This is a genomic window from Campylobacter bilis (assembly GCF_016806695.1).
GTDB lineage: Bacteria > Campylobacterota > Campylobacteria > Campylobacterales > Campylobacteraceae > Campylobacter_D > Campylobacter_D bilis.
The window spans coordinates 38,766-50,236 of the sequence record NZ_WUED01000012.1; the positions used below are offsets into that span (position 1 = coordinate 38,766).

7 protein-coding genes, 1 other RNA gene and 1 pseudogene are annotated in these 11,471 nt (G+C 33.6%); 5 read left to right on the forward strand and 4 right to left on the reverse strand.

Translation table 11 applies throughout. The features are described from left to right. Nucleotides 1-12: 12 nt before the first annotated feature. Nucleotides 13-1,334, reverse strand: a pseudogene (locus GRQ01_RS06460) (NCS2 family permease). A gap of 9 nt (nucleotides 1,335-1,343) precedes the next feature. Beyond that, nucleotides 1,344-2,408 (reverse strand): aminofutalosine synthase MqnE, encoded by a 1,065-nt coding sequence (gene mqnE, locus GRQ01_RS06465; RefSeq protein WP_158334964.1) that lies wholly within the window; start codon nucleotides 2,406-2,408, stop codon nucleotides 1,344-1,346. 134 nt (nucleotides 2,409-2,542) lie between these two features. Here mqnE and GRQ01_RS06470 point away from each other — a divergent pair, with 134 nt between their 5' ends. The 3 genes from GRQ01_RS06470 (at nucleotide 2,543) to fumC (ending at nucleotide 8,176) form a co-directional block, all read left to right on the forward strand. After that, the gene (locus tag GRQ01_RS06470) at nucleotides 2,543-4,891 is read left to right on the forward strand and encodes a nucleotidyltransferase (RefSeq protein ID WP_158334965.1); all 2,349 of its coding nucleotides are present in this window, start codon (nucleotides 2,543-2,545) and stop codon (nucleotides 4,889-4,891) included. Nucleotides 4,892-4,894: 3 nt separating this feature from the next. Next, nucleotides 4,895-6,691 (forward strand): glutamine--fructose-6-phosphate transaminase (isomerizing), encoded by a 1,797-nt coding sequence (gene glmS / locus GRQ01_RS06475; protein ID WP_158334966.1) that lies wholly within the window; start codon nucleotides 4,895-4,897, stop codon nucleotides 6,689-6,691. Nucleotides 6,692-6,784: 93 nt separating this feature from the next. Beyond that, on the forward strand, nucleotides 6,785-8,176 hold the full coding sequence (gene fumC, locus GRQ01_RS06480) for a class II fumarate hydratase (RefSeq protein WP_158334967.1): 1,392 nt from the start codon (nucleotides 6,785-6,787) through the stop codon (nucleotides 8,174-8,176). Between the two features lie 27 nt (nucleotides 8,177-8,203). Here fumC and GRQ01_RS06485 read toward each other — a convergent pair whose 3' ends face one another. Both GRQ01_RS06485 and ruvB read right to left on the reverse strand, forming a co-directional pair. Next, nucleotides 8,204-9,247 carry an AI-2E family transporter gene (locus tag GRQ01_RS06485; protein WP_158334968.1) on the reverse strand — a complete coding sequence of 348 codons (1,044 nt, stop codon included), beginning with the start codon at nucleotides 9,245-9,247 and terminating at the stop codon, nucleotides 8,204-8,206. A gap of 3 nt (nucleotides 9,248-9,250) precedes the next feature. Then, complete coding sequence (ruvB, locus tag GRQ01_RS06490; protein ID WP_158334969.1) at nucleotides 9,251-10,258, reverse strand: Holliday junction branch migration DNA helicase RuvB; 1,008 nt, start codon at nucleotides 10,256-10,258, stop codon at nucleotides 9,251-9,253. Nucleotides 10,259-10,347: 89 nt separating this feature from the next. Here ruvB and GRQ01_RS06495 point away from each other — a divergent pair, with 89 nt between their 5' ends. Both GRQ01_RS06495 and ssrA read left to right on the forward strand, forming a co-directional pair. Beyond that, nucleotides 10,348-10,758 carry a histidine phosphotransferase gene (locus GRQ01_RS06495; RefSeq protein WP_203121279.1) on the forward strand — a complete coding sequence of 137 codons (411 nt, stop codon included), beginning with the start codon at nucleotides 10,348-10,350 and terminating at the stop codon, nucleotides 10,756-10,758. Next, nucleotides 10,759-11,117, forward strand: a transfer-messenger RNA (tmRNA) gene (ssrA, locus tag GRQ01_RS06500). Nucleotides 11,118-11,471: the final 354 nt, after the last annotated feature.

Consider the following 11,471-nt stretch of genomic DNA (forward strand, 5'->3'; position numbering starts at 1 on the left):
TTTCCTTAGAATTCATTGTAGTGCAATAAGCAAAAAATTGCCTAAAGAAATGAAACTTAAAACTATAATTCCAATATTGATTTTATCCCACTTGCGCTTAAAAATTCTTACTAATAAATAAGAAAGAAAACCAAATGCAAAGCCTGTGGTAATAGAATAAGTAAAAGGCATCATGATAATAGTAAAAAAGCTAGCTACTGCTATAGCATAGTCTTTAAAATCTATATTTTTTACTTCCATAAACATTAAAATTCCTACCATTGTAAGCACAGGATAAATGGCATTTGCTGGGATAGCTTTAAAAAGAGGTAATAAAAAAAGTGTAAAAGCAAAGCAAACAGCAACAACTAGAGCTGTAAGCCCCCGTTCTTCCCCCGCTTTCAACTCCTGTGGTGCTTTCCAACAAAGGCTGTTACTGTAGAGGTTCCTGTTAAGGCACCTAAGGCTGTTCCTGTTGCATCTGCCATTAGGGTTTTGCCTAGTTTTTTTTCATCATTTTTAGGATCATCAAAAATCTTTCCCCTTTCGCCTACTTCTGTAATGATTCCTATGCTATCAAAAAGTTGAGTGATGAAAAAGGTTAAAATAATAGGAATCATGCTAATTTCTAAAGCACTTTGAATATCAAGTTTTAAAAAAATCACTCCTAAACCCTTTTGGGTATCAAAATTGGGCAAAGAAAAGATCTGTGTAGGAAAGCTTGCATTATCTAAATGAAAAATCCAAGCCACAATAGAGCTTGCTAATACCCATAAAATAGAAGCCCCGCGTAATTTTATAGCCCAAAAAAAGATAATTAAAGCCAGGGTAAAAATCCCAAAAAGTACAGAAGGGCTTTTAAAATTCCCTATACTAACTAAGGTATCTTTATTATAGGCTATCACACCCATTTGACTTAGGCCTAAAAAGGCGATAAAACAGCCTATGCCCGCACAGATTGCAAGACGCAAGTCTTTGGGTATGCTTTGAATGATCCAAAGACGAAATCGGGTAAAAGAAAGAACAAAAAATATTATACTTGAGATAAAAACAGCCCCTAAAGCATTTTGCCAAGGGATATTTTGTCTTAGACAAACTGTGAAAGTAAAATAAGCATTAAGCCCCATCCCTACACTCATAGCCACTGGAGTATTGGTAAAAAAGGCATTAAAAGCACTTGCAATGATGGTGATTAAAGCTGTTGCGGTGATTAAGGCTTCTATAGGCATGCCTGTATTGCTTACTATGCTAGAATTTACAGGAATGATGTAAACCATAGCCAAAAAAGTAGTAAGTCCTGCTATAATTTCGGTTTTAAAATTTGTTTTATTTTCTTTAAGTTTAAAAATATCCATTTATTCTCCTTAATAGGTTTTAAGTTCATTATAAAGACTATCGCGTTCTATAGGAATGAAATTTGAACTTTTTATCATATCAACAAAAGTTTTTAAATGAGTCCCTTGAGAGGATTTTGCCCCACCAGCACTTTGTATGCTTTCTTTTTCTATAGTGCCATCAAGATCATTAGCACCAAATTCTTGTGCTACCATAGCTAAATTCAAAGTCATAGTAGCCCAGTAGGCTTTAATATTTTTGATATTATCTAAAACCAAACGCGCAATAGCAATAGTTTTTAGAATTTCTTCGCTATCTGTGATTTGATCAGTTTGTATGAAGCTATTATCTTTTTGCCAAACTAAAGGGATAAAGGCATTAAAACCCCCTGTTTGATCTTGTAAATCGCGCAGTCTTAGCATGTGATCAATTCTATGAGATCTTTGTTCTATATGGCCAAAAAGCATGGTGGCATTACTTTGTTTGCCCTTTTCATGCCAAAGCTTATGGATTTTAAGCCAATTTTGGCTGCTTACTTTTCCATGGCAAATTTTTTTACGTATTTGTTCATCAAAGATTTCAGCACCTCCACCAGGCATGGAATCAACCCCATATTCAAGCATTTTTTCTATCACTTCTTCATAACTCATGTTAAAACGACGGTGTAAGAAGTCAATTTCTGCAGCTGTCAAGGCCTTAACATGCATATGAGGATATTTGTCTTTTATCATTTTAAAGATTTCTAAATACCATTGCCAACTTGTGTCTTTATTATGAGCAGAGACTATATGCACTTCTTTAGTTCCACGCTTTACAGTTTCATCAACAATTTCCATAATTTGTTCATGACTCATGAAGTAAGGATTAGGGTTTTTGCGGTGGGCTGAAAAAGCACAGAATTTACAAGTATCAGCACAAATATTAGTAGGATTAATGTGACGATTGATATTAAAATAAACCTTTTTTCCATGAAGTTTTGTACGTTTTTTATGAGCGTATTTACCTAAGGTGAAAAGATCTAAATCCCAAAGAGCATGAGCTTCTTCTTGACTTAATCTTTCTTCATTTTCAAGTTTGATAAGTAAAGTTTTCATTTGCTTCGCTTTTGTTATTTTTAAATAAAGCATTATAATTTTTGCTTACTGAAAAAGAGTTTATAGACAAAGCCAAAATAAAAGATATTTTTGTTAAGATTATGAGTAAATATTAAAAAAAGAGAGTTAAGATTTTGTCAAATAAAGAATTAGAACTTTTTAAAAAAAACCTTCATTCTTATAACCAAGCTTGTAGGAAATTATTTCTTAAGCAGCGATCTTTTAGTTCGTATTATTCTAGAGATATGGATAATTTTATAAAAAAAGCTTATGAGATAGTTCTTAATGAGTATTTTGAGGATTTTTTACCTCTAAGTGAGCACATTCCTTTTTGCATTCTAGCAAGTGATGCTTATGCAAATCATACCCTTTGTTTTAATGAAACTATTTCTTTGATTTTTGTTTATAAAGACATTAAAGCTTATCATTTAAAGCCTATTATTAAAGTTTTTATTGAAATCTTAAATGACGTTCATTTAAATATAGACTCTGTGATTTTAGAATTCAATGGACTTTATCATGCTAGTAATAAACTCAAAACTTCCATAATACAAACGCGTTTTATATGTGGATCAAGGCCTTTTTTTAAAAACATTAAAGCCAAATTTCAAACCATCATGAAAGAAAACAAAAATGAATTTGCCAAGCTTTTGTTTGACAATTTTAAAGAATTTGACCTTCCTTTTATAAGACAAGAATTTAATATCAAAAAAGATTTTGGAGGGTTAAATCATTTAAGAGCTTTAGAGGCTTTGCTTAGTCTTTTTAAAAACTCGCCTAAAAATTATGCTTTAAATTTTCTAGATGAGAAAAATTTAAGTCAATTGCGTTTAGCGGGGGATTTTTTACTCTCTTTAAAATCAGCCATGAATTTACAAAGTGCTAAAGACGAAGATGAGTTTTTGCTTGTGCATATTAATGAGCTTAGCGAGTTGATGTATAAAAAATCTAAAAAACATTTCAAAGCCAAAGAACTCTTAGTGCAAAAAGCCTTGCAAAGCATGCATACTATAGGTTTTTACACCCATTTTTTAGTAAAACAAATCCAAAATCAAATCCATGCCATTACCCCGCAAGAATATCAATTTAAAAGCCTTTTTGAGTTTTTTCAAGCTTGGTTAGATGATGAAGAGGGTAAGATATCATGCGATCTTTATTTGGTTTTTTTCCTTAAAAATTTAAAATGCAATAAAAAAGACGTAGAAAAATCACTTGCACTTTTTGGGAAAATTTTTTATCAACGTCATAGTTTTAGTATTTTGAAAGTTTTGCTTGATAGTGGGGTTTTAAAACAATTGTGCAAGCCTTTTTGGACGGTGCGTTTTTTAAGTGATGAGGAGGGAAATTATAGCTTTGATGAGCAAGTTTTTTTAATGCTAAAGGAGTTTGAAAAATATGAAGATAAATTAGCCTCTCTTAAAAAACTCCATGCTGATCAAAAAATGATTTTAAAATTAATCATACTTTTAAGTGCTATAGAAAATGAAAATGATATTTCTTTAGCTAGTATATATAGGGCGTATTGTTCTAAATTCCATTTGAAAAACGAAATTTTAGAATTTGGGCTTAAAATCTTTAAAAACAACAATGCCTTAAAAGATCTTGTAGAAAAAGAAGACATTTATAATCCTGTTATTATAAGCGCTTTAGTTTCTAAATTAGAAAATTTAGAAAATTTAGAGCTTTTATACACTTTAACTTGGCTAAAAGCTAAGGCTTTAAATTTCAATACTTTTTATTTTAGAACCTTAGATAAACTTTTAGAAAATGCAAAGCAAGGTTTTAAGGATGAAAACGTGCTTGAAGAAAGTGCAAGAAGGGTGAAAAAAGAATTAACCCTTAAAAGAAGCAAGGCTTTCTTAGAGCAAGATGCTATTTTACAAGATAAAATTCTACATATAAAATCCAATCTTTTTATCATAAAAAATTCTTTTGAAGATATCATTAAGATTTCAAAACTAGCTAAAGAAAATGATTTAAAATTTTGGTTTAGCAATGAAACAAATCTTAGTTTAGAACTCATTGCCCCTCTTAATTTTAATGTCTCTATTGTTTTGAGTTCTTTGGCTAATTTAAATCTTATTTTTATGAATTTTTTTGAACTTTTTGATAATAAAATTTATTTAAAATTTGAGTATGATAATATCATTAGCAATGAGCAAAAATTAAAGCTTTGCGAGCTTTTAAATTCCAATCTTTCGCATTTTGATGTGAAAAAAATCAAAAAGCCCATCATTAAAAAAGATGAGTTAAAATTAGACTTAAATTATTCTAAAATGTATGCTAAATTAGGCCTTAATGCCAAAGACCAGCAAGGTTTAATGGCGTATTTGATGAATGTTTTTAATGAGCTTCAACTTGTATTGTGTGAGGCAAAAATCCAAACCATAAGGCAAAGAACGCGAAATATTTTCATTTTCCAAAAGAATGAAAATTTAGAGCAAAAAGAACAAAGCTTAATCAATTTATTAATAAGTGAGTGAAAAATGTGTGGAATTGTAGGTTATATAGGAAACAATGAAAAAAAACAAATCATTTTAAGCGGGCTTAAAGAATTAGAATATCGCGGTTATGATAGTGCAGGATTGGCTGTGATGAAACAAGGAGATTTGAGTTTTTTTAAGGCTGTGGGCAAGCTTGAAAATCTAGCTAATAAATGCACTGATTTTACAAGTGAAGGCTATGGTTTTGCTATAGGACACACCAGATGGGCAACCCATGGAAAACCCACAGAGATCAATGCCCATCCTCATTTAGGAGAGTATTCTTGCGTCATACACAATGGAATTATAGAAAATTATAAAGAGCTTAAAGACAAGCTTGAAAAACAAGGCATTAGTTTTTTAAGCCAGACTGATACAGAGGTGCTTGTTAAGCTTTTTGAATTTTATGCCGGACAAATGGAAGTTTTTCAGGCTTGGAAAGAGACTATTAAGCACTTGCGTGGAGCTTTCTCAACCCTTTTGCTTACGAAAAAAGATCCTAATCGTGTTTATTTTTCAAAAAATTCTGCCCCTTTGATTATAGGAAAAAATGCTAAAAAAGAATGGTATGTATCTTCAGGCGATGCACCTCTAATAGGCAATTGCGATGAGGTAGCATATCTTGAAGATTTAAGCTTAGGGTATATTGGTAAAGATGAATTAGTCCTTTATGAAAATGATATTTTAAAACCTCTTAGTTTTTCTAAACTTTCAGGCGATAAAGCCTATGCACAAAAAGACGGTTTTCGCTTTTTCATGGAAAAAGAAATTTATGAGCAAAGCCGCGTTATGAGTGAGGTTTTAATGGGACGTATTCAAGGTGAAGAAGTGGTTTTTGATGAGCTTGAAAACGAAGATTTAAGCCTTGTTGATGAGATCACTTTGTGCGCTTGTGGAACAAGCTATCATGCTGCTATGGCTAGTGCTTATTTGTTTGAAAGGGTTGCAAAAATCAAAGCCAAGGTAGAAATTGCAAGCGAGTTTCGCTATAAACAAGCCATTATCAAGCCCCATTCTTTATTTATAGTTATTTCTCAAAGCGGAGAAACAGCAGATACCCTAGAGGCTTTAAAAATCGCAAAAGAGCAGGGTGCTAGGACTTTTGCGCTTTGTAATGTGGATAATTCTAGCATAGTGCGTTTAGCACATTTAAGCCTTTTAACGCGTGCAGGGATTGAAAAGGGCGTTGCTTCAACTAAAGCTTTTGCCACCCAGGTTTTAACGCTATGGATGCTTGCTATTTTCATAGCGCAAAAAAGAGCTTTTAATGTCAGTGCTGAAATCAAAGCCCTTTTACATACCCCAAATTGCGTTAGAGTCGAGCAGGCCTTACATGAAAAAATCCACCGTTTATCCAAACGCTATTTAGACGGCCATGGTTTTTTCTTCATAGGCAGGGATGTGTTTTACCCTCTAGCTTTAGAAGGGGCTTTAAAACTCAAAGAATTATCCTATTTACATGCTGAAGGCTATCCCGCAGGAGAGATGAAGCATGGGCCTATAGCCTTAGCAGATTCTAAGCTTTACACTATAGCTTTGATGCCAAAACACATGCTTTATGAAAAAACTAAATCCAATGTCGAAGAGCTTATCGCTAGAGATTCTACTGTGCTTAGCATTTCGCCTTTGGAATTTGATTTAAGTGATGATTTGCTTTTAACCCACGATCAAGAGCATTATATGTGCGAGTTTTTTGAAATGATGGTGATCACTCAACTTTTGGCCATGGAAATTTCCATAAGATTGGGCAATGATGTGGACATGCCAAGAAATCTAGCCAAAAGCGTAACAGTAGAATGATTTAAAATCAATCATTTATAAATTTATAAGCTAACTTTATGCTAGTTTTTGTTTAAATGCTTATTCTTAAATTTTTCTAGAAAGGAAATGCTTATGCAATACAGAATTGAACACGACACTATGGGTGAAGTTAGGGTTCCAAACGACAAATACTGGGGAGCGCAGACTCAAAGAAGTTTTGAAAATTTCAAAATCTCTTGTGAAAAAATGCCACAAGTTTTAATCTATGCTTTTGCAAATCTTAAAAAATCCCTAGCTTTGGTAAATAACAAACTAGGCAAGCTTGATGATGCCAAAACAGATGCTATCGTTCGTGCCTGTGATGAGATTATCGCGGGCAAATTAGATGATAATTTCCCCCTTGTGGTTTGGCAAACAGGTTCAGGCACACAAAGCAATATGAATGTCAATGAAGTTATAGCTAATCGTGCCACTGAAATCATGGGCGGAGATTTTCGTAAAGAAAAATTAGTCCATCCTAATGATCATGTAAACATGAGTCAAAGTTCTAATGACACTTTCCCAACCGTTATGAGCATTGTCGCAGTAGAACAAGTAGAAAAAAAGCTTCTTCCATGTCTTGATGAGCTTATTGCTACTTTTGAAAGCAAAGTCAAAGCATTCCAAGGTATTATCAAAATAGGCCGCACTCATTTACAAGACGCTACGCCTCTTACTTTAGCCCAAGAATTTAGTGGCTATCTTTCCATGCTTTTACACTCAAAAGAGCAAATCATAGCCTCTTTGCCAGGCCTAAGAGAATTAGCCATCGGGGGTACAGCTGTAGGAACAGGGCTTAATGCGCATCCTGAGCTTAGCCAAAAAGTAAGCGAAGAATTAACTCGTCTTCTAGGCACGCAATTTTTTTCAAGCCCAAATAAATTCCATGCTTTAACCAGCCATGATGCGATCAATTTCACCCATGGAGCTATGAAAGGCTTAGCAGCTAATTTAATGAAAATTGCCAATGATATAAGATGGCTTGCTTCAGGGCCTAGATGCGGACTAGGAGAGCTTATCATCCCTGAAAATGAACCTGGAAGTTCCATTATGCCAGGTAAGGTAAACCCTACTCAATGTGAAGCCATCACTATGGTAGCTGTGCAGGTTATGGGCAATGACGCTACTATCGGTTTTGCCGCTAGTCAGGGTAATTTTGAACTCAATGTCTTTAAACCTGTGATTATTTATAATTTCTTACAAAGCCTTGATTTGCTAGCTGATTGTATGCATTCTTTTAATATCCACTGTGCTTTAGGAATAGAGCCAAACCGCGAAAAAATAGAATACAATCTTCATAATTCTTTAATGCTAGTAACAGCCCTAAACCCGCATATAGGTTATGAAAATGCTGCAAAAGTGGCCAAAAATGCACATAAAAAAGGCATTTCCTTAAAACAAAGTGCTATGGAGCTTGGCTTAGTCAAAGAAGAAGATTTTGATAATTTTGTCGATCCTAGCAAAATGATAGGCCCAAAAGCTTAAATTTATCAAGCTTGCCTTCGGGCAAGCTTAGATTAAATTCTTTTCTTTTAATATCATATACATTTTTAAAGTCGACACAAAAAAAGTCAAAATCGCAGGCCCTAATATAATCCCCCAAAAACCAAAGCTTGAAATCCCCGCTATCATAGCCAAGAAAATCAACAATTCATTGATTTTAGTCGGACTTTTAACCAGCTTTTTATTGATCCATTTGATGATTAAAGGTTTGATTAAAGTATCTGCGATAAATGAAATCACAACAACACAATAAATAAAAATCACAATTGCACCATTAAAATTATTCGAAGCAAATTCATAAAGACTCACAGGCACGTACACCAAAGCCCCTCCTATAGCAGGTATGAGTGAGCTTAGTGAGAAAATCACTCCCATTAAAATCCCATCATACCCATAAAACATAGTAATCAAAGCAAACAAAGTCCCTTGAAAAATAGCAATGATCACCATAGAGTAGAGCACCACAGCCATTACATTTCCTACTTCGCTAAATACATCATCAAGTTCTTTTTTCTCAATGGGAATGATTGATTTAAGATAGACAATGAGTTCAGTCCCATATAAATTCGCAAAAAAATAAAATATACAAATTAAAACCATATCTACGAGGAATTTAGCCCCTGATTTAGTGAAACTTGAAGCATAACTTAAAATTTGCTTAGAAATGCTATTTAAGTCTATAGAAGCTAGGATTTCTTTGATTTTAGGTTGCAAAAAGCTTAAGCTTTCAGGCAAGATAAATTGATAGTTTTTCACATAATCAAGAGTTTGCGTGATGAGATTAATATCAAAATTCTTAAGAGCTTTAGCAAGTTCTATCATAGCATAAACAAAGGGTGCAAAAAAAAGCAAAACCATACAAGAGGTTGTAAGCATGCAAGCGAGGAATTGATGATTTTGTGTGAGTTTTAAAAATTTAGCATGGATGTTTGAAGTAGCCACTGCCATCAAGCTTGCAATGATAATAACGAGTAAAAAACCCTTAAAAAGATAAAGCAAAAGAAACAAAACAACTAAAATAAAGCTAATGATAAAAAATTTCCCATTTCGCAAAATTCACTCCTCAAATAAAGTTTTTTCATAATTTAGCTTTAGCACCTTATAGCTTTTCTCACTTGCTATACGCCCTTTTGCTGTACGTTTGATATAGCCATTAGCTAGCAAATAGGGTTCTATAACATCTTCTATAGTATTTTCATCTTCACTTAGTGCTGCAGCTATGCTTGAAAGCCCTATAGGCCTTTGCTTAGCAGCGGTTAAAAGTTCAAGATATCTTAAATCCATAGCATCAAAGCCAAGTTCATTAACACCCAAAGAATTTAAAGCCTCATGCGCTCTTTGCACTGTAATTAGTGCTTCATCATTCACATCAGCAAAATCCCTTACTCTTTTTAAAAGCCTTAGCGCGATTCTAGGCGTAGATCGCGATCTTTTAGCAATTTCTAGTGCAGCTTTTTCTTCACAGTTTTTATGAAGTTTTAAAGCCGCTTTTTGAAGTATGAGTGCAAGTTCTTCATCCTTATAAAATTCAAGGCGAAATTGCATCCCAAACCTATCTCGCAAAGGATTGCTTAGCATACCAGTGCGTGTTGTAGCCCCAATGAGAGTGAATTTTGGCAAATCAATTTTTATAGTTTGTGCCGCAGGTCCGCTTCCTATGATGATATCAAGCCTATAATCTTCCATCGCAGGATAGAGCACTTCTTCTATAGTCGGGCTTAAACGGTGGATTTCATCTATGAAAAGCACATCCCCTTCGGTAAGATTGGTCAAAATAGCGGCCAAATCCCCGCTTTTTTCTATCATGGGTGCAGCAGTGGTTTTGATATTAGATCCCATTTCATAAGAAATAATATTTGCTAGCGTAGTTTTTCCAAGCCCTGCAGGCCCACTAAAAAGTATATGATCTAAACACTCTTTGCGTTTTTTAGCCGCTTTTATGAAGATATTTAAATTTTTTTTGATATTTTCTTGTCCTATATAATCATCGAAATTTAAAGGCCTTAGGGAATTTTCATAGCTTTCATCAAAGGCGTATTTTTCTATTTCTACTATTCTATCCATATCTTTACTTGTTTTTAGAAAATTAAAATAAGATTTTAGCTAAAATTTGCTAGAATTTAAATTAAACTTTAAATGATTAGGGTTTAAAAGTGGGAATTTTAACAAAACTAGAATCAGATTATGAAGCAGACGATATAGAGAAATTTTTGCAATTTTTCAGGACTATGTGCGATAGGTTTGAACCTTTAATCATCAAGCTTGCAAGCGATAGTTCACGCTATAAACAAGCCATAAAAGAACTACAAACTCTAGCACACAATACCGCTTGGGCTGCAAGACGTTTAAATCTAGAGGAAGTTACGGACTTTTGCGTATTTTGTGAGGAGATGATGATACAAGCAGATCGTTTCAAAGGCCCTGCAAGTGAGGAATTTACAGACTGGATGCTTTTAATGAGTGATCAGTTTGAAAAGTATTGTTCTTCTTATGAAAATGATGATACTGTTTTAGCTGTTTTTAATCCTTTAATTGTTAATGTTCCTAATATCATTTCTAAATAAGGGAGCGACTTGGTTTCGACAAGAATAAGTCAGCTTAGATGGCATGCCGCTTTAGGCAAAGCGTAAAAAGCCTAAATAAAATTAAACGCAAACAACGTTAAATTCGCTCCTGCTTACGCTAAAGCTGCGTAAGTTCAGTTGAGCCCGAGTTTAAGCCATACTATCTAGCTTAATTTTCGGTCATTTTGATAGTGTAGCCTTCATGCTTGACAAGCCTTAGGGTGAAATTAAAGTCTTAGCCTTGCTTATAAGCTTTCAAAGATGAGTAAAGCAAGGTGAAAAATCTCATCTTTGTAAGCATGTAGAGGTCTTTGTGGGCTTATTTTTGGACAGGGGTTCAATTCCCCTCGCTTCCACCATTGCTTAGCTTAAGCATTTTTTTAATCAATCCAGTTTTTGGTTTTATCTTAGAACTTAACCTCCTTTTAAAACAATATATTTTATCATTACATAATTATTTTTTATATTTTATCTTACTTTAAAGGAACACTTATGAAAGCTTGCAATACTCTCTGGGGGGGGGTATTTAAAATCTAAATACTCTGATTTAAAAAAACAAATAATTTAAGATCAAAGAATTTAACTTCAAAGAATTTAAAATCAAAAAAACCAAATTCTAAAAAACTAGCCCTATCCTTAGCTACCATATCCTTACTAAGTTCTTGTGCTATGGCACAAATTAGTGGACCACAATATGCTTTTTACTCCTTTAG

What these genes read in the sequence shown, in the direction of transcription:
- ruvB (WP_158334969.1), bottom strand. Translation starts at nt 10,258, where the DNA reads ATGGATAGAATAGTAGAAATAGAAAAATACGCCTTTGATGAAAGCTAT.
- mqnE (WP_158334964.1), bottom strand. Translation starts at nt 2,408, where the DNA reads ATGAAAACTTTACTTATCAAACTTGAAAATGAAGAAAGATTAAGTCAA.
- glmS (WP_158334966.1), top strand. Translation starts at nt 4,895, where the DNA reads ATGTGTGGAATTGTAGGTTATATAGGAAACAATGAAAAAAAACAAATC.
- fumC (WP_158334967.1), top strand. Translation starts at nt 6,785, where the DNA reads ATGCAATACAGAATTGAACACGACACTATGGGTGAAGTTAGGGTTCCA.